Origin of the sequence: Paenibacillus sp. FSL K6-1566 (assembly GCF_038050475.1) — a bacterium.
Lineage (GTDB): Bacteria > Bacillota > Bacilli > Paenibacillales > Paenibacillaceae > Paenibacillus_AQ > Paenibacillus_AQ lactis.
Genome location: NZ_JBBOSR010000001.1, coordinates 3094698 through 3119131, shown reverse-complemented (window position 1 = coordinate 3119131; position 24434 = coordinate 3094698). Strand labels below are relative to the sequence as shown.

At 49.7% G+C, this 24434-nt stretch carries 22 protein-coding genes; 8 read left to right on the top strand and 14 right to left on the bottom strand.

The features are described 5' to 3' along the window. Positions 1 to 93 precede the first annotated feature (93 nt). Together NST08_RS13730 and NST08_RS13725 are read right to left on the bottom strand one after the other, a co-directional pair. Positions 94 to 1308, bottom strand: coding sequence for an FAD-dependent oxidoreductase (locus NST08_RS13730; RefSeq protein ID WP_251535052.1), 1215 nt, complete (start codon positions 1306 to 1308; stop codon positions 94 to 96). Positions 1309 to 1397: 89 nt separating this feature from the next. Further along, positions 1398 to 3464: a multicopper oxidase family protein gene (locus NST08_RS13725; protein ID WP_341341855.1), complete on the bottom strand. Its 2067-nt coding sequence runs from the start codon at positions 3462 to 3464 to the stop codon at positions 1398 to 1400. A gap of 216 nt (positions 3465 to 3680) precedes the next feature. Here NST08_RS13725 and NST08_RS13720 point away from each other — a divergent pair, with 216 nt between their 5' ends. Continuing rightward, positions 3681 to 4151, top strand: a complete 471-nt coding sequence (locus tag NST08_RS13720) for a MarR family transcriptional regulator (RefSeq protein WP_028405720.1) — start codon at positions 3681 to 3683, stop codon at positions 4149 to 4151. 126 nt (positions 4152 to 4277) lie between these two features. Here the strand turns inward: NST08_RS13720 and NST08_RS13715 are convergent, their stop codons facing one another. Genes NST08_RS13715 through NST08_RS13705 form a run of 3 tightly spaced genes read right to left on the bottom strand, consistent with a single transcriptional unit; the run spans position 4278 to position 6902 of the window. Continuing rightward, positions 4278 to 5201, bottom strand: coding sequence for a ribokinase (locus NST08_RS13715; protein WP_341341854.1), 924 nt, complete (start codon positions 5199 to 5201; stop codon positions 4278 to 4280). Positions 5202 to 5229: 28 nt separating this feature from the next. After that, positions 5230 to 5889, bottom strand: coding sequence for a ribulose-phosphate 3-epimerase (gene rpe / locus NST08_RS13710; protein ID WP_007131891.1), 660 nt, complete (start codon positions 5887 to 5889; stop codon positions 5230 to 5232). Between the two features lie 14 nt (positions 5890 to 5903). After that, positions 5904 to 6902 carry a LacI family DNA-binding transcriptional regulator gene (locus NST08_RS13705; protein WP_144867752.1) on the bottom strand — a complete coding sequence of 333 codons (999 nt, stop codon included), beginning with the start codon at positions 6900 to 6902 and terminating at the stop codon, positions 5904 to 5906. Positions 6903 to 7069: 167 nt separating this feature from the next. On the opposite strand from NST08_RS13705, the gene NST08_RS13700 reads away from it, so the two are divergent. Further along, entirely contained in the window at positions 7070 to 8449 is a 1380-nt protein-coding gene (locus NST08_RS13700) for a PTS transporter subunit IIC (RefSeq protein WP_007131889.1), read from the top strand. 132 nt (positions 8450 to 8581) lie between these two features. On the opposite strand, the gene NST08_RS13695 is transcribed toward NST08_RS13700, so the two are convergent. Continuing rightward, entirely contained in the window at positions 8582 to 9238 is a 657-nt protein-coding gene (locus tag NST08_RS13695; protein ID WP_144867754.1) for a GDSL-type esterase/lipase family protein, read from the bottom strand. Between the two features lie 241 nt (positions 9239 to 9479). Here NST08_RS13695 and NST08_RS13690 point away from each other — a divergent pair, with 241 nt between their 5' ends. Further along, positions 9480 to 10814, top strand: a complete 1335-nt coding sequence (locus NST08_RS13690; protein ID WP_341341853.1) for a GNAT family N-acetyltransferase — start codon at positions 9480 to 9482, stop codon at positions 10812 to 10814. A 145-nt stretch (positions 10815 to 10959) separates the two neighbouring features. Here the strand turns inward: NST08_RS13690 and NST08_RS13685 are convergent, their stop codons facing one another. After that, a complete protein-coding gene (locus NST08_RS13685) occupies positions 10960 to 11646 on the bottom strand; it encodes a DNA alkylation repair protein (protein WP_144878542.1) in 687 nt (228 codons plus the stop codon). On the opposite strand from NST08_RS13685, the gene NST08_RS13680 reads away from it, so the two are divergent. Together NST08_RS13680 and ilvD are read left to right on the top strand one after the other, a co-directional pair. After that, entirely contained in the window at positions 11631 to 11978 is a 348-nt protein-coding gene (locus tag NST08_RS13680) for an FCD domain-containing protein (protein WP_210094983.1), read from the top strand. The genes NST08_RS13685 and NST08_RS13680 overlap by 16 nt on opposite strands. A 2-nt stretch (positions 11979 to 11980) precedes the next feature. Continuing rightward, a complete protein-coding gene (gene ilvD, locus NST08_RS13675) occupies positions 11981 to 13669 on the top strand; it encodes a dihydroxy-acid dehydratase (protein WP_341341852.1) in 1689 nt (562 codons plus the stop codon). A 188-nt stretch (positions 13670 to 13857) separates the two neighbouring features. Here the strand turns inward: ilvD and NST08_RS13670 are convergent, their stop codons facing one another. Then, complete coding sequence (locus NST08_RS13670; RefSeq protein WP_341341851.1) at positions 13858 to 15021, bottom strand: bis-aminopropyl spermidine synthase family protein; 1164 nt, start codon at positions 15019 to 15021, stop codon at positions 13858 to 13860. 554 nt (positions 15022 to 15575) lie between these two features. Here NST08_RS13670 and NST08_RS13665 point away from each other — a divergent pair. Continuing rightward, positions 15576 to 17042, top strand: coding sequence for an MDR family MFS transporter (locus tag NST08_RS13665; RefSeq protein ID WP_445933632.1), 1467 nt, complete (start codon positions 15576 to 15578; stop codon positions 17040 to 17042). A gap of 394 nt (positions 17043 to 17436) precedes the next feature. Continuing rightward, complete coding sequence (locus NST08_RS13660; protein WP_028405710.1) at positions 17437 to 18312, top strand: TetR/AcrR family transcriptional regulator; 876 nt, start codon at positions 17437 to 17439, stop codon at positions 18310 to 18312. Positions 18313 to 18473: 161 nt separating this feature from the next. Here NST08_RS13660 and NST08_RS13655 read toward each other — a convergent pair whose 3' ends face one another. From NST08_RS13655 to NST08_RS13630, 6 genes are all read right to left on the bottom strand, one after another. Further along, positions 18474 to 19172, bottom strand: coding sequence for a hypothetical protein (locus NST08_RS13655; RefSeq protein ID WP_210094925.1), 699 nt, complete (start codon positions 19170 to 19172; stop codon positions 18474 to 18476). Further along, on the bottom strand, positions 19162 to 19728 hold the full coding sequence (locus tag NST08_RS13650; protein WP_007131878.1) for an RNA polymerase sigma factor: 567 nt from the start codon (positions 19726 to 19728) through the stop codon (positions 19162 to 19164). The genes NST08_RS13655 and NST08_RS13650 overlap by 11 nt, the downstream gene beginning before the upstream one ends. A gap of 82 nt (positions 19729 to 19810) precedes the next feature. Then, a complete protein-coding gene (locus tag NST08_RS13645) occupies positions 19811 to 20977 on the bottom strand; it encodes an MFS transporter (protein WP_341341849.1) in 1167 nt (388 codons plus the stop codon). A gap of 71 nt (positions 20978 to 21048) precedes the next feature. Next, entirely contained in the window at positions 21049 to 21630 is a 582-nt protein-coding gene (locus NST08_RS13640; RefSeq protein WP_210094922.1) for a TetR/AcrR family transcriptional regulator, read from the bottom strand. Positions 21631 to 21790: 160 nt separating this feature from the next. Next, positions 21791 to 22495 carry a DUF421 domain-containing protein gene (locus NST08_RS13635; protein ID WP_341342627.1) on the bottom strand — a complete coding sequence of 235 codons (705 nt, stop codon included), beginning with the start codon at positions 22493 to 22495 and terminating at the stop codon, positions 21791 to 21793. A 312-nt stretch (positions 22496 to 22807) separates the two neighbouring features. Next, on the bottom strand, positions 22808 to 23776 hold the full coding sequence (locus tag NST08_RS13630; RefSeq protein ID WP_341341848.1) for a copper amine oxidase N-terminal domain-containing protein: 969 nt from the start codon (positions 23774 to 23776) through the stop codon (positions 22808 to 22810). A 188-nt stretch (positions 23777 to 23964) separates the two neighbouring features. Between NST08_RS13630 and NST08_RS13625 the strand changes: the two genes are divergently transcribed. Continuing rightward, positions 23965 to 24423 carry a hypothetical protein gene (locus tag NST08_RS13625; protein ID WP_144878533.1) on the top strand — a complete coding sequence of 153 codons (459 nt, stop codon included), beginning with the start codon at positions 23965 to 23967 and terminating at the stop codon, positions 24421 to 24423. Positions 24424 to 24434: the final 11 nt, after the last annotated feature.

Sequence of the window (24434 nt, the reverse complement as noted above, 5' to 3'; positions counted from 1 at the left end):
CTCCTTGCTATGCTAGCATACTTTCATCCAAGTAGATATTACAAACTTCCGATTATACTAATCTAGATAATCTAATGATCTGCTCATTCGGCCTTATCGGGATGCCCCCGCATTTTGAAGCACACGCTCTTCCCAGTCAATCCGATAATCGTACATCCAGCCATGCGAATCTTTATTGGCGGATTTCAAGAACAGGGGCATCATCGTGTCCCGAAAAAAGGCCTGTACCCGGTTGGATGCATATTTACGCTGTCCTAAGGTGCGAGAATATCGCACGATTCGCTCTACGCGTTCATGCCTGAGCGACCGGAACGTGGTGAACGCAAGTTCAAGATCGTCGATATCCCGTATGCATTTCGTCAGCATCATCGCATCCTCCAATGCCATCGAGGCGCCTTGACCGGCATTCGGAGACGTCGCATGAACGGCATCCCCGATCAATACGGCCGGACCTTTGTGCCACGTCGGCTGCGGCGGCATATCGTAGATTGGAAACGCACCGATATCTCCCTGTGTTGATCGAATGATGTCCTGAATCAGCGGATCATCGCCCTTATATAATTCCGTGGTTCTGTGGCGCCATTCCGACTGAGAGATTGCTAACATGTCTCTGCGGGTCGGTATTCCCTTAACCTCCTCGTTTCCAAACCAGAATACCTCACCTGATGGCTGAACAATATATCCGAAAAATGCTCGGTTGCCGAACACCATCTGTTGTACGCCCGGCACAAACGGTACTTTTACCCCTTTGGAGAATCCCCCAATGCTTATGAGGCCCGTGAATTGGGGCTGCGGCGCATCCGGCAGCAGGCTTTTGCGCAAGGAGGAATGAATGCCGTCACAGCCGACGACGAATCTCACGGTTTCCGTCATACCGTTTTCAAACTCCAGCTCCGCTTCCGCGTTTCCGCTCTTCATACGCACCAGCTTGGCTCCAAGCACAAGGGGAATTTGCTGTCGGATGACTTCATCCCGCAGGACGCGGTGCAGGAATCCACGCTTTACGGTGTATCCTTGCGGCTCTCCTTCCATATGACCGACCTCACCGAGCGGCTTGCCCTTCCCGTTACGAAACCGCATCACTCGCATTTCAAAGCCTTCGCTGCGAATCGGTTGATCGATGCCTAATTCCTTCAGGACACGCAAGCCGTTGCGGCCCACGTTTAGAAATAAGCCTGCATAGTCGTCATGCGTCGAGGCTGCCTCATAGATGACAGGATTCCAGCCGATTCGCTTTAGAAATAATGCCACTGCCGGTCCTGCAATTCCGCACCCGATCACCGCTACCTTGTTATTGTTCGTATTCATATTCCTTCCATCTCCTTTATCTTAATTATTAAGATATATTACGTGAATTTATCTTGAATCCTATCGTTCAACCCATCGTTCATAAATGCTTATTCAGGATGATTGCCCGTATCGCTGCCTATTGCGAATGGCGTGTAGACATTCTCATATGCCACATGCATGGTCATTCCTTTTCGTGCATGATCCAGATTATGGCAGTGATCCATCCATAGGCCGGGATTATTTGCCAAGAATGCGACTTCGAACGTCTCGCCAGGTTCAATATTTAACGTATCCAGGACGAGCGGGCTTCCGCTGATCGGTTCGCCGTTCCTGCTGAGGACCTGGATATGATGCCCATGTAGGTGCATAGGATGGTCGGCAAAGCTCCGATTGACGAAGGTCGTTTTTACGATATCCCCCTCCCTGACCATGAGAGTTGGGGTTTCCGGAAACGCCTTTCCGTTGATTACCCATTGCTGTCCCGCTTCTCCGTTATAAGTGCCAAAGTACGTCTGATCTAAAATCACCGTAAACGATCGGTCGAAGTCGGTCGAAGGATTGAACGGAGTGTCTGCTGGCGATCCATACCCTGTGATGTCTAACACCGTGCCTTTCTGGAGTATGTCCGGTTCACCTTGCCCATCCTGACTGTATACAATGCCGATCGGATCTGGTTCCGATATCATTGTCAAAGTGACCGGCGTCTTTGGCATGGTGAAAATGACATCATAGCGCCCTCCCCCACCGATCCGCAATAAGCTGTCCGTCAGCGTTCCCGGCTCATTGAGCTCATAGCCGTCGACGGCGGCTACCTTATAAGATACGCCGTTCAATGTGAAGGTCTGCGTCAAGTTCCCCGCATTAACGAGCCGAAGCCTTACGGGTGTTCCCGGTATTACCTTCTGCCGCTGGAACGTATCGGCCAAACCGAGCGCTGCAATTTCCCTGCTGCCCGGCGTCACCCAATGATGGGCCATCACGGTCGCATCCATCGTTTCCGAATCTTGCTGATTGGACGGACGAATGACGAATGAACCGAACAGTCCCTTTTGCACTTGAATGGAAGATTGCTGGTGGGAGTGATACCAGTGGGTTCCCGTTTCATTGACGACAAAACGGTAGGTATACGACTCGCCGGGCATCACGGCATCCTGGGTCATTCCGGCAACGCCATCCTCGCCATTCGGAACATCAACGCCGTGCCAGTGAAGCGTAACGCCGCTCGCAATGTTTTTGTTCACTAACCGTACTTCGACCAGATCACCCTCATCCGCTTCAAGCGCGGGTCCCGGGATCTGCCCGTTGAACGTCCACGCTTCGATGGCTTCGCCGGAAGCCAGACGGAGCGTCTTCGTCTCGGCGCTCAATACATACTTTTTGTCGGGAATACCTGTTTGGGGACCTTTGAGCTCCGTGACGCTCACTGGATTTCCACTCGTCCCGGTAACATGCCCCTGGTGGTGGGCGTGCATTTGATCGGCTTCAAGGATATCACCTCCCCCAAAATCGGCGGTGCGATGGTGAACCATGGGCATCGTGCCGGGTAATTCACTCATTCTCATGGATATCACCAATCCGGCGAGCGCGGTTCCAAGCACAAGAATGGAATACAATGCGCCCCTAGCATTTCTTTGGATACGTTTGGGCGGGCGGTTATCTACAATTCTTAATCTCCTGCCGTGATGAAGGCTAAGCAATAGTGCTGAAAGGATTAAGGCCCCGCCGTATATCAATAAATCCCTCAGGTTAGGGATAGCCGGGATGTCAATCGCCACAAGCCACAATGCAATTACAGCTCCAACGAACATAACATGAACGGTGACTATGACCGATTGCTTGGGGTGACGATCCATCGATTCCCGCGACAGCTTCGGCCGTGCAACCATCCGTACGGCAGCCAACGGCAGGCCAAGCAGCGGTAAAATAACGATGACTCGGTCCATGACGTACAGCCAGCCGAACTGAAGCATAATGATCAGGATGACGGCTGCCCACAGGATGATCAGGCTGCTGCCGATGGCCACACCGAGTTGCGCCGCCCTTACCCAACGCCGGTAGCTCGGGTTGCGTCCTCTAACATATTTAAGATGATTTACTACAAATCCAGTTCCCCCCCAGACCGCAATGGAACACAGTAATAGCAGAAATTCAATTCCCATTAGTGATTCGAACAAGACTGTTCCCCCCATCTAATTATCTTAATCATTAAGATATATGATGATCAAAATCATTATGTTCATTTTACAATAATGAGGGGATGCCGCATTGGTCTCAAGACTGATTCTTCACCTGGACTCTGGATGGAGATGTTGATACCAGCGGTGTTTTTTTAATGCAAGATAGCTGTTATGGTATACTTCATGTATCGCTATGTTTAAAGGTGGTATCGTATGAAACCGACACAACAAGACCTGCAGCAGTCGCTTACCGAGGCTTCCAAACAATTATCAACGCAAACCGTCATGTTCCATCAAGCGGTCGCGGCGCATCTGGGTCTTAACATTACGGATCATAAATGTATGGATCTGATCCTGAGCAAAGGAAGGGTCACGGCGGGACAGCTCGCCGAATGGACCGGCCTAACCACGGGGGCGATAACAAGCGTCCTCAACCGATTGGAGAAGGCAGGCTTCATCCGCAGGGCCAAGGATCCCGGCGATCTCAGGGTGGTTTATGCCGAGCCCGTCTATTCGCAATTGCATGCGATTAAAGAGGTTTTCGCTCCATTAAACGATGCCATGCTAGACTTATATTCGAAGTACGATCAAGATCAGCTGGAGACCATACTCGATTACATCCTTCATTCCAATCAAATTCTGCGCGGCCTCATCGAACAGCTTCGCAAGTCCGCGAAGGAATAGAAAATAACCGCGATTTTGCATCTATTAACTTGTGTACGCCTTTACTCTATATAGGTTTTATGAAAAAAAGACAGCCGATCACACGATCGCCTGTCTCTGTATGTGTATGAGAAAATCTTCTATCTATTAACAAGTAGAATGGTAAGACAATACCTCTTGTAATGTTGGAATTGCATCCTGACCGCCGGATCGGGAAACCTTGATACCTGCCGCGACGCTAGCAAATTTTACGGCTTCAACCAGATCGTTCGTTTCAAGCAGCGAACTGGCAAGTGCTCCCGCAAAGCAATCTCCCGCTCCAACCGTGTCGACGGCTTGGACTTTGATGGCCTCGATATACGTCGGTGTGTCATTCTGGTAGACGAGGCTTCCGTTTTCCGCCATTTTCACGACCGATTGCGGGATGCCCATCTCCTTCAGCTTGATGGCAGCTTGCAGCGCGGTTTCTTGATCGACTACATCAATGCCCGTAATGGCTTTGGTCTCTTGTTTATTCGGTAAAATGAGGTCTGCGTATTGAAATGCCTCCTCGAATATACCCTCAGCCGGAGCCGGGTCCAAAATGACGAACATCTTTCTTTTGCGGGCCTCCTGCATGGCGGCAAGTATGGATTCCTTACTGGTTTCCATTTGGACCAGCAGGATCTTGGCATCGAGCTGATCAAAAATCTGCTCAATGTCTTTTCTTAAAATATGGTCGTTCGCCCCTTTGGTCCCTACCATCGTATTCTCGCCGCGCACATCAATCATCGCAACAAATGTACCCGTTCCGCTTGTTTCCACTTCGAGAACATGGCTGACATCTACATTCTTGACCTCCAGGTTTCTCAGCAGCTGACTGCCTGCGCTATCTTTGCCGACTGCGCCGATCAAAGCTGTTTTTTTATTCAACTGAGCAGCCGTCACCGCCTGATTCGCACCTTTTCCCCCCGGCGTCATATTGATCGAGTTACAAAACACGGTATCTCCATAGGCAGGATACTTGTCCGTATTCACGATGACGTCCATATTGATGCTGCCAACAACCAAAATATCATAGTTCTTCTTCATGGTGATTTCCCCTATCTCGGATTTTCGTTTAGTTGAAAAGCTTGCGTGTATTTGCGACATTATCCTGAATAGAGCCGGCATCATTGAATACGGCGCTTGTTCCCAGCACATACATGGAAGCTCCGGCCTCCCTGCATTTCGGAATCGTTCCGGCGCCGATATTGCCATCGACTTGGATCTCGATGTCCATGCCTGTGCTTTGAATGAATGCATGAAGCTCAGCGATTTTGTCATACATCGCGGGAATAAACGTTTGTCCTGCAAATCCGGGATTCACGGTCATGAGAACTACGTAATCGGTTACGTTATAGACATACTTAAGAAAATCGAGCGAGGTTGCAGGATTTATTGCCACCCCAGCCCGAATTCCCAAGCTTTTGATTTTGGTTAAAGAGCTTTGCAGATGTGCGGTCGCTTCTTCATGAATGGAGATCATGTCCGCTCCGCAATCGGCGAATAACTCGATATAATTCTCCGGTTTGTTAACCATCAAGTGAATATCAAGCGGCTTGTCCGTTAATTTGCGGACCGTCCGGACAAAGTCGGGGCCGAGCGTGAAGTTCGGAACGAAATTCCCGTCCATAATATCGATATGGTAAAAATCGACGCCCGCCTTGTCCAGCTCCGAAATCTGGGACTCCAGGTTGCCAAGATCCGCACACATTAATGATGGACCTAATTTATACATGGTTTACTGCTCCTTTACGTCGTAGCGGAGGAGTTCCTTATGATTAAATCAGGTTCCAGGTTATATTGTTTCGATTGCCCGTTCTTGTCCTGAATCAGCCGTAACAGCTCCTGAACAGCGATTTTTCCGATCTCTGATTTTTTCTGATCCACTGTCGTAAGCGTAGGCGTAATAAAGGAACCGGAACTGATGTTATCATAACCAACGATTTTTACTTGTTCAGGCAAGCGTATATTAAATTCATTGCAAGCGTGAATCGCTCCGATGGCCATGGCATCATTTGAACTGACGATGCTATCAAACGGCTTGCCAGACGAAATGTATTGCTTGATCTGGTGATAACCGCTTTCCATGCTGAAGTCACCGTAAACGATGCTTGTATGTACAGGATGCGGCGCATGCTCCACCGCTTTCCGGAACCCGGCAAAGCGATCATTGGAGCTCTTCTCGTCTTTCGGACCGGATAAAAATACGATATTGCTGCATCCGGAATCACAGATAAGATGATTCGCCGCCTTCCATGCACCAAGCTGATGATCCACCGTGACAGCCGAATAGGCATGCTCGAAATTTGCCCGGTCGATCGTAATCGTCCGAATGCCTCGCGCCTCTAGCATGGCCAAGTCATCGGCATTGACATGCAGCGAGTTGATGATAGCACCGCTTACATAATGGTCCACCATCGAGTCCAAGTAATATTTGACCTTGGAGCGTTGATCGTCGCTGTTGCACAAGAAAATATTATACCCTTCCGCGTTAGCCGCCGTCTCGATCTCCTTCACCAGCTCCGGAAAAAACGGGTTATTGAGCGTAGGCACCAATAGGCCGATCAAATCCGAAGTTCGCTTGGAAAGGCTTTTCGCAAGCAGGTTAGGCTTGTAATTCAATCGTTTAATGACTTGTTCTACACGGGCAATCGTTTCGGGGCTAGCTTCTCCCTTATTGTTGATAATCCTGGAAACTGTCGCTACAGAAACCCCTGCTTCTCTTGCTACATCTCGAATTGTTGTCATAAATTAGTATCCCTCATTTACGTAACCGGTTACTGACTAGTTAAGCATGGATCATTTTTTCTGTCAAATTTAATTTTAACCCCTTGCATAATTTTTTTGCATGTGCTAGATTTCAACTATCCCTCAAGTCACGTAACCGGTTACGACCTTGTTGAGGAAGTGACCTGATGTTTATTGATACGATGAATAATCTATTTAACGGCTTCATCAATCTCGGCGGACCCGCCATGATGTTTGTCATTATTACTGTGCTTTCGCTGCTAGTCGGCGTATCCATCTCGAAGTCTTTGGAAGGCGGCCTTCGGATGGCGGTTGCGCTGACCGGTATGGGCGCGGTCATTTCACTGTTGACCAGCTCCTTTGCTCCTGCGCTCGAGCAGTTTGTTGAATCTACGGGCGTATCCTTGTCGATTACGGACCTTGGCTGGGCACCGCTCGCCGTTATTACTTGGGGCTCCGTGTATACGCTTTACTTTGCCTTTGTCTGCCTGGTTGTCAATTTTATTATGCTGATTACCAAAATGACGACCACGTTGAACGTTGACTTATTTAATATCTGGAATTTATCGGTCATCGGGCTGTTAACGCTGTATTACTCGAATCAAAATTTCATTCTGACGACCTTGTTTGTCATGATGATCTATGCACTGATGCTGATCAATGCGGATGTCATGAAGCCGACGATCAATAAGCTCCTTGATTACGATGATACGAATATCACCACAACAGCGCATCCGAGCTTGTTGATTGCTCCTGTTGTGATGATTTTTAATAAAATCATTGACGTGTGCCTTCCATTCATCGATAAGTATGATTTCAATGCCGAGGTTCTGAATAAGAAAATCGGTTTCTGGGGAAGCAAATTTGCCATTGGCGCTTATTTAGGCATCTTTATTGGACTTCTTGGCCAGCAGTCGGCTGCCGAGATCTTCACCTTGGCATTTACCGGAGGCGTTGCGCTTGAGTTGTTCGCGCTGGTAGGCGGATGGTTCGGTCCTGCCATTGAACCGCTTTCAAACGGCATTACGAAGCAAATGAGCAAGCGCTTAAAAGGCAGAACATTGCTCGTTGGCATCGATTGGCCGATCCTTGCGCCAAGAGCCGAGCTGTGGGCGGTTGCGAACATTCTGGCACCGATCCTGCTTATTATTTCGATCTTTTTGCCGGGCAATAAAGTGCTTCCGCTTGGAGGTATTCTGTTAACCGTACTGGCCCCTGCCCTGTTGATTATAACGAAAGGCCGGGTACTGCGAATGACCATCATTGGAACCGTTCTTATTCCTTTGTTCCTATGGGGCGCAACGTTTATCGCGGAATTTGTGACGGAGACGTCCAGAGCCATGAACAGCATTCCGGCGGGCCTGTCTGCAAACGCTCTATTCTCGTCCATTGACTCGGACCCGATTGAGAAAATGCTAGCCATCTTGATGGGAAGCGCCGTGAAGACCATGGATATGAAATGGATTGGACTTAGCATCGTTGCGGTAGCCCTCTATCTTCTCATGTTCTTCTGGTATTTCAAACAAATGCGCAAGGATCATGCTTAAAAAAGGAAACTCCTCCGTGTTTAATTCTCGGGGGAGTTTTCTGCTTTCTTCTAATGTATCGCCCTTCCATTCCAGTGTCTGTTAAGATCACGGAAACGGCATCCGAGTTCTCTCTTGCCTCGTTGCCCGTGGTTAACCAATTGCGAGCGGGCTGTTCTGAACGACGTTCAGCCATTCACGTGCAATCAATCGATGGCCCGCTGTCGTCGGATGGATCCCGTCCCAGATCCAATAATCCGCTCCAGTTCGAGCTGCGGCATCGTCGAAGGCTTTCTGCAACGGAACAAACAAAGCATCATAATTCTGTGCCAATTGCCGAACCACACTGCTGTATTCATGGATCATTTGACGCCATCTTTCCCAGCATTGCACGGTAGCCCCTGTCTTCAGCACAAACGGCTCGCATAACACGAGTCCCGTTCCAGGAAGAAGTTCTTTTGTCTCCTCAAGAATATGACGGTATGCCCTCTCGAATCGATCGCTGGCTCCTTCCGGAGCTCCTTCAATCACCCTTCCTGCATCGTTGACGCCGACCAATATGCTGATCAGGTCTGGCTGAAGAAAAATGGCATCCTCATTCCATCTCGCATACAAATCTGATGCACGATTGCCGCTAACCCCCCGATTAATAAACCGCGGCCGGGAATCCGCCAGTTCAAATCCCAGCTCAGCAGCAATAAGATACACGTAACCGTGCCCATGAATATGATTCGGATCGCCGTCGCGCCCGCGATTTCCATCCGTGATGGAATCGCCCTGAAACAATACGGTTTTGCCTGATGCTGTCATCCTCCCACTCCACCCCTTATGTTAGTAAGAACAGTATTACATTGTATCCAACGCCCCGTCCCTTATGATGATAAATGAAGCACGGGATCAAGGGTACCCTGAGGATTGGTTTGAAAATCATATATATTTTTGATCCGTTCCCGATCGAGCTCACGCTCTGGGCTAAGATTGAAATTCTCCGTTACCTGCTTGTAAGGCTTTGGTATAATTAGGAAGAGTTTTATAGAGAGGTGATCATTTCATGGATAATACATTGTCCTCGTATCGCTTGCGCCCCTTTAAGAACCAAGACCACGAGGCCTGCTTAGCCGTATTTGACAGTAACGTGCCCAAGTACTTTGCGGCTGAGGAACGACAAGACTATGCATTGTTCTTAGAGAAACTTCCAGGGCCATACTTTGTCTTGGAGAATGAGCGGGGTTCCGTCATTGCCTGCGGTGGATATGCGACAGGCAGAGATGATGAAAGCATTGCTGTACTTTGCTGGGGCATGGTGGATCGGAGTCTGCACCGCTCGGGAGTCGGGACAAAGCTTCTTACGGAACGGCTGCGCCGCATCAGCGCTGAACCGCAGTTTTCCATCGTAAAGATTGAGACATCTCCCCATAGTCGCGGCTTCTTTGAGCGGTTTGGGTTTACCGAGCTTGGAACGATTCCGGACGGCTTTGCGCCCGGGCTGGACCTTGTAAGAATGGAGCTAGACCTAGCGCTGGCATCCATCCGCCGTGCTTGTCCTGCTCTGGAGCTTCATTCGGTGGAACCTATCGGTTCCGGACAAAACAATGTCCTCAAGCTCGTCAACTCGGAGCTTATCTTCCGTTTCCCCAAGTATAAAGAAGGAACAACCCGTTTGAAGCGTGAAGCCGACCTTTTGAGCTTCATTGCCGATCGCCTCCCGCTGGATGTACCGCAGCCCGTGTTATGCTGCTTGGACGATGAAGCCATTTACCGGCCCTTCATCAGTTATCGGAAGCTGAACGGGGAACCTTTGGAAGCGGAACAACTGCAGCAGATCGGGGATGACGCCGTACGCCGGCGGCTGGCCGGGCAATTGGCGGGTTTCTTGCGTCACCTTCATAACATGAAGCTTGACGGCCTTTATAACGGGGAGCTTCGAACGTTTGATCCATATGCCGAATGGGCGGAATTATACGAGCGAATCCAAACCAAGCTGTACCCTTATTTGAAGCCAGAAGCGAGACAATGGACGGATCGGCATTTCGGGAAGTTTCTTCATGCGAAGTCCGATTCGCCAATCGCTCCGGCTTTGATTCACGGCGATTTTGGCACTTCAAACCTACTGTATGATCCGGATGAAATGCGAATTTGCGGCATATTGGATTTTGATGAAGCCGGTATCGGCGACCCGGCCGTTGATTATGCGGCGCTGCGCGCATCATATGGAGAGTCCTTTTTCAAGCTTGTGCTCGACGTATATCCGGAGGTTCATCAGCTTATGGACCGCGTTCTCTTTTACCAGGGCACTTTCGCGTTGCAGGAGGCGTTATTCGGCTTGGAAAACGGTGATTCGGAAGCGTTTCATGCCGGGATTGAGACGGTAAACGCGGGGGGTTAAACCATCGAGTCACCCTAAAGAAATCGAGCAGCTCGAATCGGTAATGAGCTGCTCTTTTTCTTATGGAATAAGACTTCTTCCGAGATGAGAAGAGTTTGCATCGACGATTCGTGCAGGGATACGATTACTAATGGACTCTGCTGCTTCAGGTCCTTGCCGTCAGCAGTTTCAACGCTTCGCGTCTGCTGAGCGGCTGAAGGAATTCATTTGCTGCGAACGCAAGCACGTCGTCAGGATTTACTTTCGCGTATTGGCGAAGCGCCCATCCGATCGCTTTGGCGATAAAAAACTCCTTTTCGTGACTACACATGCGGATATACTGAAATAACCGCTCCTTGTCGGTCCGGTCCTTGTAATGAAGCTGGAAGAGAATTGCTGAACGGCGAAGCCAGAGATTGTCCGACCGGATCCACCGATCCGGGTAACCCTCGATCTGCTCCGGGTAATGGGTCAGATAGCTTCCGGACAAGTTTCCGGCAAGAAAATCTACCGTATCCCACCAGGACTTATCAATGATCAACGATTCCAGAAGCTTGATTCGTGACTCTTCGGTCCGCTTCCCGCGGGCATCCAACAATGTCATCGCCACATTTTGAAATTCTCGCTCGGGCTGTGCCCACAGCAGCTTTACGATCTGTTCCAGCTGTTGTTCGTTTCCCGGTCTTCCATGCGCTTGAAGAAAGGTCTTCAATAGAGCGTTCCGCTCCGGCGTCTGGATACCTAAGAATGCGTACCGATTCTTCATATAGGCGGACATTGCAACGGCCTTATCCGGATGAGCATGGGTGCGGAACCATGAGGTAAGTTCAGCAACAAATCCTTCAACATTCATACGTATATCCTCCCTATTCATTTAGAAAATCATATCACAAGTCCATCGAGAGGAACATACGTTTTCGTTATTGCCGCTTCCAAACCTCGGATAACTCCTATGTGGCCTCCTTCAGCGCCTCCCTTCAAATCCACATCCGGAGGTTCAAATATGTTTTCCTGGCCCAGCCGGTATCCGCAACGTCCGCCTCGGTCGAGGAGCATGCCCGCATAATTCAGGCGCTTGAGAACAAGGATAGAGCGCTGGCCTCTTCGGTGATGAAGCAGAATCTGATTCGACCGATGAAGGAACTGTATGCTTTCATCCAAAATACCAAGGAAGGTGAGATGTAACAATGACGCATGCCAATCAGCGAGATTTGCGCATTCGCAGCAAGGTCATCAGCGAAGGCGTGAACCGGGTCCCGAACCGGGCCATGCTCCGGGCGGTAGGATTCAACGATGAGGATTTCAAGAAACCGATGATCGGGGTGGCAAGCACTTGGAGCGAGGTCACGCCATGCAATATCCATATCGACGCACTGGCCAAGGAAGCCAAGAAAGGCGTCCAGACCGGCGGCGGAGCCCCCCTTATTTTCAATACCATTACCGTGTCTGACGGCATTTCGATGGGACATGGAGGGATGCTCTTCTCCCTGCCAAGCCGGGAAATCATTGCCGATTCCATCGAAACCGTGGTCAACGCCGAACGTTTCGACGGTCTCGTTGCGATCGGCGGCTGTGACAAGAACACGCCGGCTTGTCTCATGGCCATCGGGCGCATGAATCTCCCCGCAGTCTACGTCTATGGAGGCACCATTCAGCCCGGATCGCTCAATGGACGCGACGTCAATATCGTGACCGCCTTTGAAGCGGTCGGACAATATCATGACGGGAAAATGACCCCGGAGGAGCTCCATCAGATCGAGTGCCACGTATGTCCGGGTGCCGGCGCCTGCGGCGGCATGTATACTGCTAATACCATGGCCGCAGCGGCCGAGGCACTCGGTATGAGTCTGCCCGGTTCATCCTCCACGGCAGCCATAGCAAGCCATAAAGCCGATGAATGCGTCAAGGCTGGAGAAACGGTCGTTAAGCTGCTGGAAATGGGGATCTATCCCCGGGACATTATGACGAAAAAAGCCTTCGAAAATGCGATTACGGTTGTTATGGCCTTGGGAGGCTCAACCAATGCATTCTTGCATTTATTGGCTATCGCCCATTCGGTTGAGGTCGACCTGACCATCGACGACTTTGAGCGTATTCGCAAAAAAGTTCCGCATCTTGCGGACCTTAAGCCAAGCGGTCAATATATGATGCAGGATTTGAGCAATGTCGGAGGCGTTCCTGCCGTGATGAAATTGCTGCTGGAGCATGGTCTTCTGCATGGGGATTGCTTGACCGTCACGGGGCGAACACTCGCCGAAAACTTGGCAGAGGTTCAGCCGCTTACGGGCGGCCAGGATGTGATCCGTCCGTTTGACCGGCCGCTGAAGCCAACCGGACCGCTCGTACTGCTGAAAGGCAATTTGGCGCCGGAAGGCGCCGTGGCCAAAATGTCCGGACTCGCCAAGCTTACATTCACCGGTCCTGCACGCGTGTTTGACAGTGAAGAAGAAGCTACGGAAGCCATTCTGAACGACCGCATACACAAAGGGGACGTGGTGGTTATCCGCTACTGCGGTCCAAAAGGCGGGCCGGGAATGCCTGAAATGCTGTCTGTCACGGCTATGATTGTCGGCAAAGGGCTTGGCGGCGAGGTCGCCCTCTTAACGGACGGTCGATTCTCCGGGGGATCGCATGGCTTCGTGGTCGGACATGTGGCGCCTGAAGCACAGGTTGGCGGACCGATCGCCCTCTTGCGCGAGGGGGACATCATCACCATCGACAGCGAAACACAGGAAATCAATATGCAGGTAACCTCTGAGGAGCTTGAAGCAAGAGCCAAGCAATGGACGCCGTTGCCATTAAAGCATTCCAGCGGAGTCCTCCGCAAATATGCCAAGCTGGTATCCTCCGCCTCCAGAGGAGCCGTAACGGACTAACGTGCAGGGAGCGCCGCATTAGGCGGCGCTCCCTCTTTTTTGCGAAAGACTTGATGCAGCTTTAACGTTCATGGACTTTAGGACTTATTTTGCTAAAGCTCCCTATTCTGCTGGACGAGAGCCGCCCACCTTCATCACGCGAAAGAACGTCTCGACCATGCGCTTTTTTCGCTAGATTGCATGATCGATTAACAAGATCTTCTCTCGATCAATTCGAAGTCGTCGTTACTGCACCGGGGGCAGCCGGCGTTCTTCAGCTTCTCGATGGTTGCGACTTGCTGATTCGCTCCAACCGTTACTTGCTGCTTGCATTGCGTGCAGCTGTATGTACGAACGGTTCGCTTGATCTCACCCGTGTAGATGGCATCCGGATATCGGCCTGCAAATTCTGCCGACATATGATCGGTCGTGCGAAGCACAAACATTTGGCTCCGGTTTCCTATCAGCTCCGCTCCCTCGTAAGCATTGAAGCTGGGATAATTGGCGTTGATGGTTAAGCCCATTCGAACGAACTCGCGCTGCATGGCCAGCGTAACCTCCGGAGATTTGTGGGCGAACGAGAGAAAAACCGGCAGTCCTTGGACCATCTTCAGGGCACGGATTCCCCGTGAGACGAACAAATTCATCCCTGGCAGCGTGTAGGGCGGATCGGTGTAAAAGCAGTCAAATTGACCATGCAGTTCCCGGGGCAGCGGCTCTCTGACATCATGAAGATGGCACACAATGGGCAGCTTTCGTTCAGTTGCGATCCCCTCGATAAAGCCGATGAAGCGTTCGTCAATATCAACGACGTGCACGCTTGTTGCCTTGTGATCTCCGGATGGAAACAGCTTTTGCAGCAGCAGCCCGATCGAAATGCTCACCAAATCATCATCACCTACGCACAGGATTTGCTTACCGATCAGGGTGTGATACTGCAAGCCAAGCACAGCCCTGCGCAAGCTGGTTTCGGGGGTGCAGGAAGATTGGTCGATCTGAACGTTGACTTGCGGCCGCGAAGAGAAGATTTGCTGCAAAACCGATAGGATCTCCCTCCAGTCGTCCGTATCCTCCCGTCCGAGAAGCATCGACTGATGGCAATCGCGCTCTAGCCCCGCGTATCCCCATTCGCGTTCAACCGATTGACGGCCTTCGAATGTGCACCGGACGCCGCGATCCTGAACAAGCGCCCCTGCCCGAATCAGCTCCTTCTTGATGGCGGCGGCAACCGGCGTCGGAAGCAAGGCTGCGCGCGCCAGCCCTTTCGTTGATATCCCCGGATTCAAATAGCATTCGATCAGGAATCGTTCAATAGCCATCGGTCCTTCCTGCAGTCGGATGTGCTGACTTGCTTGTGCTACGTATGGATTCATGTCCTATCACCCCTTCTAGTGGTAAAAAGCAAAAAGGACAGAAGTGAACATACGTTCACCCCTGTCCTCGTATAACCCTCACTAAGCGCGTCAAAAAATAAAAAAATCCGTACGAAGAGTACGGACGCATACGCCTAGAAAAAGGTATCCCTAAGGTTGGTTATATCCGTTGTTCTTAACTAATTCCGCGACTTCGGTCCGCCAGCAAATAACGCCCCGGAATGGACATACGGGTAGCGTAAAGCGGATAAATACAAGCCAAAGTCCTTGTATGGAATTTGATTAGTTAAGAACACTCGCAGACATAAAACATTCCCCTTAGTAAAGTTACTCCCAATCTTACCGGAATGTCCCAGCGAAGTCAAGACGATCGTTTGCCTTCCTTTCTCTTGACACGCAGTCATTCCGTCGATATGATATTCCCTAGTTGTGACCAGTTAGTTTTTAATAAAACTTATTGGTCACAAAAGCGAATCAACTTCTTATTTTTGGCAGCTGGAAGTGTTATTCGCCCTTTTAAATCTTTATACTACTTAGAAAGCAGGTGCATGCTCATGTCAAATCCAACATCAGCTCATATCCCTCAAGAGCAAGGACCGCTGCCCATGAACAAAATCATAGCTTCGCTGGTCGCGGTTGTGATCGGAACCTTCATGGTTCTTCTGGACAGTACGGTTGTTAACGTCGCCATCCCTACATTGGTGAACTATTTCGACAGCTCGCTTCATCTCATCCAATGGTCGATTACCGCCTATACCTTATCCTTGTCGGCAGTCATTCCTTTAGCAGGCTGGATGTCGGATAAATTCAGTCCGAAACGTGTATTTCTGATCTCTATAGGTTTGTTTACCCTCGGATCGGTCTTATGCGCCTTCGCTCAAACGCCTCAGCAGCTGATCCTCTTTCGGATCCTGCAGGGCCTGGGCGGGGGGATGGTTTCCCCGATCGGCATGGCCATGGTCTACCGTATTGCCCCGCCCGAGAAACGAGGCTCCATTATCGGGATGCTTGGCATTCCGCTGCTGCTGGCTCCCGCTCTCGGTCCGGTGCTGTCCGGTTGGATGGTGGAATACGTAAGCTGGCAATGGATCTTTCTGATCAATCTGCCGATCGGTCTTCTGGGCCTCGTAATCGGGAAAAAATATTTGCCTGTCTTTCCGAAACAGAAGGCGCCGACGCTGGATAAGACGGGGTTAATCCTCGGGCCGTTGGCTTTTGCATTGATCACGTTCGGCGTTGGCGAAGGCGGGGTGAGCTGGAGTTCTGCCCGAACGTTATCCGGTCTCATCATCGGAGGCGCAGTGCTTCTTGTGTTTATTCTTTCTTGCTGGAGGAAAGCCGAACCGCTGCTGGAGCTGAGAGTTTTTCGATCGTCTGATTTCAGACGCGGGATTATCACATCCTGGTTCATGCAGGCAGCGATGTATGGAACGGTGCTGCTCTTTCCGCTTCTGCTTCAGCAAATTAAGGGATACTCACCGTTCACGACGGGTCTTATCTTGCTGCCGCAGGCCATCGGCTCTATGATATTCATGCCGTTAGCGGGCAGAATCTTCGATAAAGTCGGTGCCCGTCCGCCTCTCATTGCCGGCATGGCCTTGATGACGAGCGGATTGTTTGCGATGACCTTTCTCCGAACGGACACGCCGCTGCTCTTTATTCTAGTCGTTTTGTTTATGCAGGGCTCGGGGATGGGCTTGTCCATGATGTCGTTAAATACCTATGTATTAAATGCAACACCTCGACATTTGGTCAGCAGGGTCACTCCACTCACCAGCGCATCGCAGCAGGTCATCGCCTCGTTTGCCATATCGGGCTTTACCGGCTTCCTAGCCTCCCGCATGAAGGTTAACCTGACCCTTTCCGGAACGGACGGGAATGTGCTGGAGGCAAGCCTGACTCCGTTTTGCGATACCTTCTTCGCTGCCGCGTGTATTGCATGTGCGGGGCTTGCGCTCAGCTTCTTCATCCGGAAGCCGCAGCCTGCCGCCGCTGAGGTCTCCAGTCCGGGCGTAAGTTGAAGTTTCACGCTAAGCACGTCACGATGTGCCTGCATCAGGCAGGCATCCGTTGCCACAATATGCTGCCTCATTCAGGTTTCCATCGTCATAATAAGACTTGGTTACAAGGGAAAACCGCCAGATTGGCCGTCTCATGGTGTCGTCATTCATCGTGTTAAAATAACATTATGTGCGGCCCATCATTCCTTTACGCTCGGCTGCACATGCCGGTCCATATTGTTTCCTACGGAACTTATCAGGGTGTCATGTATTTATTGCGCCAGGACTGGTACAATGAAATTCGTACACTACGCCCGGGTGTTCCATACATGCAATCTTTAGGCCCACGAACCCGAATCCTTGGGCGATTATCGAATATATATTGATGTTTTATGTCATTGAAGGAGGCGGCAGGATGAGCATGATTAAGGAGAAAATTCTTCAATCGGCGGTCCGGCTCTTCGCGGAGAAGGGCTACCAGGCGACATCCATCCAGGATATCGCAGATGACTGCAGCATTGCCAAGGGCTCGCTGTACAAGCATTTTTCCTCGAAAGAAGAGTTGTATGTCAGCATTTTGGAGCGGCGGCAGCAGGTTATGGTCGACGAGGTGGACCGAATCAGGAAAAAGCAATTGTCCAAAAGAGATACCTTTTTGGCCGAAATTGCGTATCAGTTCGATTTTTACGTGGAGCACGGTTACTACATATCCAGGGATCACAACGAGCTTGCCCCGCTCGGCAGCGAAATCATCGAGGACGTATTAAGCCGCATTCGCAGAAGCATGTTCCTGTATTATCAGGATATTCTCCGCCGCCAATACGGATCGGCGATTGAGCCTTGGAAGTGGGACGCCACCGCCATATTTAACGGATTCATCCGCGAATATACCTTCCATCTGTTATTCGGATACAAGCCGATGGACAAGCAGGCGCTTGCTTTGTTCATTGCGGAACGAATGGACGATCTGGTGCATGGGCTGAACCAGCGATCCTCCCCTTCCCTGCTCACGGATGAGCTCATGACCGAGTATTCGGGCATGGAGCTCCGGTCGTTGTTTGCTTCGCGCGGATCGAGAAGAGATGCGCTGATTGAAATGATCGCCTCGTTGATCCCGGACATCGCCGTGCCTAACCAGAGAAAACAAGAATTGACGGAGGTCGCGGCCATGCTGCGCGATGAAGCCGTGCAGGAGCAGCCGCGATTGTTCCTGCTCCGGGCTTTAATGCGTGATCTCGAGTCTGAGAGCGAACTGGCCTTTTACGTAAATCAGCTTCGTCAACTGATCTAGTGTCGAGAGGTTATAGGGGATGCCATCCGTCCGCTTTAACCAGTGCATTCACCATCCAAAGAACCGGAGCATCCGCTCCGGTTTTTTATCGTTTGGCAGGACGTATGCACGAACATAAGCACTGCAGTTATTTGCAGAATACTGAACCATTTTTTATCCCTTTAGCTTTGTGGCTCGTATTCCTCCAACGGTATCCCCGTTTCATCCTTATTTCTATGCTCAATCAGCGAGATTCGGTGTGTCTCGTTTTGAATGGTAACGTCGATCATTTCCTCATAGACCATCGGAATCGAATCCCTCAGGCGCAGACGCAGCTGATATACGGTTTGCATCTCATCCGTACGAATCTGATCCACGTACATTTCATATACCCATGGACTCGATACATCATAGCGTTCAAGCGGAGCTTTGACCTCCGGATGCTCCCAGATGTCCGGCGTCGGGCCTCCCCAGACTCCAAGCTCCCGTTTCATGAATGCGATCCCCAGCGTTACGATCGTGCGATCATTGCCTTGCTTCGTCTCATGATCTGAAGAGCTCCACCAATCGTAATCGCCACCTGCACCGGGCTCGAAGCTGGATTGAAACGCTCCTCCCCCTTGGATGGCGAGACTTGGGGTTACCTGCTTAGGAGAATGAGCTGTCTGGTCACCGATCCAAATGCTCCCGGCACCGAAGACAAGCAGCATCACAGGTACGATTATGATAGCAGACCGAACCCTTCCACGTCGGTTTCGCTTCTTCCTAACATTCTCAAGCCGTTTCTCCACATCCTCCATCATATCTGCCGTAAACCGCCGCTCCTTAAATGGCGGCCGTGCCATCTTTTGATCCCAATCCGACCTCCATTCATTCATCATCCTTCGCTCCTTTCCATTCGGCGGCTATCTTCTTTTTAGCCCTGAAAATTCTGGACTTTACCGTTCCTGGCGCCAGACCTGTAATAACGGATATTTCCTCCATGGATAGTTGATAATGCACGCTCAACACAAGCGGGTCGCGATATTTACCGGGCAGCTTTATAACCTGCTTCCACAATTCATCCGCCATCTCCCGATCCATATACTCCTCCTCTGCAGATGGCGATGACGAGTCCCTCGTCATCCTCCCCAATCCATCTTCCGGCGATCGCTCTCCAAGGAGGACCACTCTGCGAAAGAACGCCCGTTTTAGATAGGACAACGCGGTGTTGCGTGTGATTTTGAGCAGCCAGGTTTTCATCGAAGCCTCCCCACGAAAGGAGGCAGCATGTTGGTAGGCTTTAATAAACACATCCTGTGCAACATCATCCGCCGTATGCGTATTCTTGGTAATGACGTAAGCGTAATTCCAAACGTCCTCTCCATAGGATTCCATAAGCCCCCGTATATCCGATATGTTCAGCTCTGCAGAAAGCTGCAGCTGCATTTCCTTCAAGCTCTTCTCCTCCCCCCTTACTCAAACAGACTCCACAAAAAGGAAGAAAGTTCCCAAAATAGGCTGATCGATTTTTCTTGTGTCAGCCGCGTGTCGTTTTGGGTTGTTTCTTTATAGCAAAAGAGTATAAGACCGAACCAACACCGAGCATGATACTCATCGCACCGTAGAATCCTAGATCCATTACGGAGGTTTGTTGGACGATCCACCCTCCTGTAGCGGCACCGACAGCCATTCCGAGTTGGAAAATGGAGTTATTCATCCCTAACGCCAGCCCGGATGATTCAGGCGAAAGCGAAATCAAATAGTACTGTTGTACAGGCGTCGTCATGGTGGCAAAACCGATCCAGATCGCGAGGATCATTATTGCCCCGATGAATGATGTCGCTGCCCATGGAAAAACGATCAGCGCCGCTGCGTGAAACAACAAACTCACCATCAGCATCCGGAATATACCCCAGCGATCGGACCCAAAGCCTCCTATTCTTGAGCCTGCTATAGCGAAGATCCCGCTTACAAATAACGCGGCACTAATCCGGGTCGCATCAAGATTTGCGGTTTCCTGGAGAAAGGGTGTGATATACGTAAACATCATCTGATAACCGGTAACCCAGAACAAAGTAATGAGCAGCCCGCTTACAATGCGTCGATTTCTCAGTACCCCAAGCTGCTGCTTCAAGGATAAAGACTCCTGATGCTTTGATATCGGCACGGTATAAGCAATGCCAATTACGGAGAGCAATCCCAGCATGATAATAAAAACAAAGACAAAGCGCCATCCCCAATGCCCACCGATCAGTGTTCCCAAAGGAACGCCGACAGCTAATGCCGTACCTGCTCCCATAAGAATAGTACCGATGGCTGTTCCCTGCCGGCCGGGTGCCGCAAGATTGGATCCCATCGTCAGGGCTACGACCGTAAACACGCTCGCACTTGCCGCTTGGACAATACGAGCGATCACAAGGATCGAAAAATCAGGACTTAAGTACCCGATGCCGTTGCCAATGATAAATGTTAGGAACGATAAAATAAGGAGCCGTTTTCTTTCAATCCTTGCCGTAATTGCCATCAAGACCGGAGAGCCGATAGCAATAACCAATGCATAAACCGTCACCAACTGACCTGCCATCCCAACCGACACCTTCAAATCTTCGGATATCATCGCTAAGATACCGGAAACCACGATTTCGGCTGTTGCCATGATAAAGACGCCGAATGCCAGCCAATAAATGCCTAGTGAATTTCTCAAAAGGATCACCTCATGCTCTATTTTTCTTGAATGATCATTAAAATAAACTCAAAAAAAAGAGAGGTTCGCTTTCAATCAAAAATCGAAAGCGTCACCCGGATAATATCTTCAAGAACAGCCGGATCCGAAACCGTTTTTGCGGTAACGATCAGCCCGGCTTGCGCATTGTTTAAATATCGCGCCAGAGCCCTCAAATCTTGGTATCGGTCGCCAAGATCGCCTTGTTCCTTGGCGCGGCTTAATGCGAGGAGATAGGCGTCTTCCACGCGATGGCTTTCTTTCTCAACAAAGTCTGCGATTTCGGCATCATGCGACGCTAGTTCTACGCAAGTGTTCACCATGAAACAGCCCTTCGCTCGATGATCGGGCTGTGAAAGGCTGGATAATAAATCATGAAATACCTTGATGATGGCTTGCTTTCCGGATGGAGTCTGTTCGAGCGTGGCAACAACCGTGCTCCGATTCACATAAAGCTTGAGGGCCGATAAATATAAATCCCGTTTCCCTCCAAACGTGTTGTATAGGCTTTGGGCCTTGATTCCAACATGCTGAACCAGCTCATTGATGGAGGATCCATCAAAACCATGTCTCCAAAAATACTCCATCGCTTTGGTCAATACTTCCGTCGTATCAAATTCTTTATGGCGTGCCAACGTGAGTCCTCCCTTTCTTTTTGCTGTATATTACCATTTATTTAATGAGTGTTCAAGAATTATTTTTAATGATTGTTAAAAAATAACTGGAGTCATTGAATTAACCTATAAAAAAGAGAGCCCCTATCATGGCTCTCTTCCATTAATAATATACACCTGCTTATTTACCTTTTGCTCTTGAAAACACCCGTACGGTCTCGTTCTCAACGATCGCTAACGACACCTCCTGAATATTCGAAATGGGCGCGATTTGTGTAAGCAGCCAACCGGTATCCTTTCCGATTTCCTGAAGAAGGGACATATCGACCTTGCCGTCTACAATGATCGGTCTTAGGATCGTGAACGGCTGCGTCTCTAGTTTCAGGTTAGCCGGTGTCACCGGTTGGTAGGGGGTGTCCATAAAGACGGATATGGTTCCTCCTGGCTCCCATAATGCCAGCGCTACTTTTTGGACATCCTCTACTTTTTCTTTCCTAAGCTCGGAGAATAAATAATCTATAGAGATCCTTGCTTTCGATAAGTTTTCAAACTGAATGAGGCCTTGTTTGATGAGCGTGATTGGCGACGGATCCAAATACCGTTTAAAGAACGGCCACTTCAGCCCGAGCCATGTCGTTGCGATATATAGCACAATGAGGACGATCGTCGTGATCATGGACCCTTTTAAACCCAACTCTTCATCGGACAGCGGGTGAGCGATAATATTGCCGAGCGTTAGAGCAAGAATGAAATCGAGAAACCTCAATTGAGAAATGGAGCGCTGGCCTAGAAATTTGGCAGCAATCAGCAAAAAAATAAAGCTGACAATTCCCCTAAAGATCCATTCGATGGCTGTCAACGATTCTTTACTTTCGAAAAAATCCACCCCATTCAGCCCTTTCACCTTTGGTCCAGTTAGGGATGATCCCTTTAATACCCGTCCGCTGAAGCGCTTCTCCATCATCTCATAAATCGAGTGTGCAATTTGAGACGGTTTAATAATCGACATGTGTTTCCTTCGCTGCATTAGATAAGTAAGTTGCCTATAGAGTGCCTCCTTTTATCAAAATCATGCCAATTATAAGTTTTATCCATAAACAAAAAAAACCGCTGACCACCCAAGGTCAACGGCTTCGCTTTCTTTACACTTCCAATGAACATCCACCCTCAGCAAAATAGAGGGGCCATGTTACTTAGGTTATTGTCCCTCTTCATAGACAACAACCGTTTTACTTTCGGATTCCCATTTTACGGTGGCATTCAATGCCTCGCTTATAAAACGTACCGGCACATAGGTGCTGCCCTTTGTCACGGTGGCTGGCGCATCCAAGGTCACGTTTTTACCATTCACCTTTGCAGCTTTACTGCCCACCAGAAGTTGAATAATTACCCCATCCTTTGTGACGGTGATCGTGCGATCTTGAGGATTCCATGCAACTTCGGCATCCAGTGCCTCAGCGATGGCGCGGAAAGGAACGAAGGTATTGCCTTTTTTGACAAAAGGCTCGGTGTCAGCAGCAACGCCGTTAACATATAGCTTGACTCCATTCTTTTTACCAGCCTTGTCATTGAGCTTTCCTAAAGTTTTATACAGGTCCAGGTTTTTAAAATTCACTTTAATCGCTTCTTCCTGCACATACACAGCGTCGGTTACATTACCGTTCTTATCGAGCATATCCGCCGCCTTCTCCAGCGCCTCGTCCTTTTCAACTATAGCTTCAAGTTCTTTCTTCTGTTCGTCGGTCAGCTCAGCCTCATATTCTGAAAGCAAAATATTGGCCAGAACAGCACCAGCCGGCTTATCTTTTACGTTTTGAATAGCATTGAGCAGACCTTTGTATCCTTTATGGCCCTTCTCCTTGGGCTCCGACTTATCGGCTGTACTGCTGTCCCCATTTTCCGTTTCCGTCGATGCCGGCTCCTGATCAGGCTTTTCCTCTTGCTTAACCGGATCAGAAGACTGGATACCCCCGTCTTGATTCGCTTCGATTTGTTTATCCTTATCTTTATTTTTATCTTTAGATTCTTTGGTTTCTTTGGATTCGTTAGCTTTGACATCATGACTTGAATGGCCAGGCGGCGTGTTTCCCGGTTTGGCTAATGCTGTACCAGCGGTGGTCCCGAGTATCATTGCCGCACTGAATAGTAAGATGACTGTTTTCTTCATGATCGATTCCTCCTGAAATATGAAAGATATGTACTCTTTCAATATCGGTAGAATGAATATCTTTCAATAGATAGGCGCCGAATAAAAGTGAGTGGATTGGATATATTTGCACAAATGGCATAAAGTACATTAATCTTATACTTATCGTAGCCAAGCGAGTCTATCATTCACAACGATTGGAGCAGCGTATGATTATTATGCTTTTAATGGCGGGAGGTATCGTGAACGGCGTTCTATGTACTATAGCTGGTGGGGTGGTATTGGTAGGTCTTGTATTCTTCCTAATCGGTTTGCCTGAAGCCAAATCTTCGAAAACAAGCGGCGGCGTATTTAGATTTACGTCAACCGTCTTTTCGACATTACTCACCTTGATTGTGTTTATGGTCATTACATATTGGAACGCCCGGAACGGTGCATCGCTTGCCTTTACCTCTTCAGATCAGGCTGATGCCTACTTGAATCAAGCCAAGAATCTAGTAATTTGGGGTGCTGTTCAAGGTGCATTCTCGCTTCTTGCTTTCCTCTGGATCCTGCCGCGATTCATTGGGCACCTTGGGCTTGGTACAAAGCATAAATGGGGACTGGCGGCAGGAGCAGTGTTGACGATCGCTGGCGGAGGCGCTGCATGGCTCTCGACGATTTTTTAATGAAAAAATAT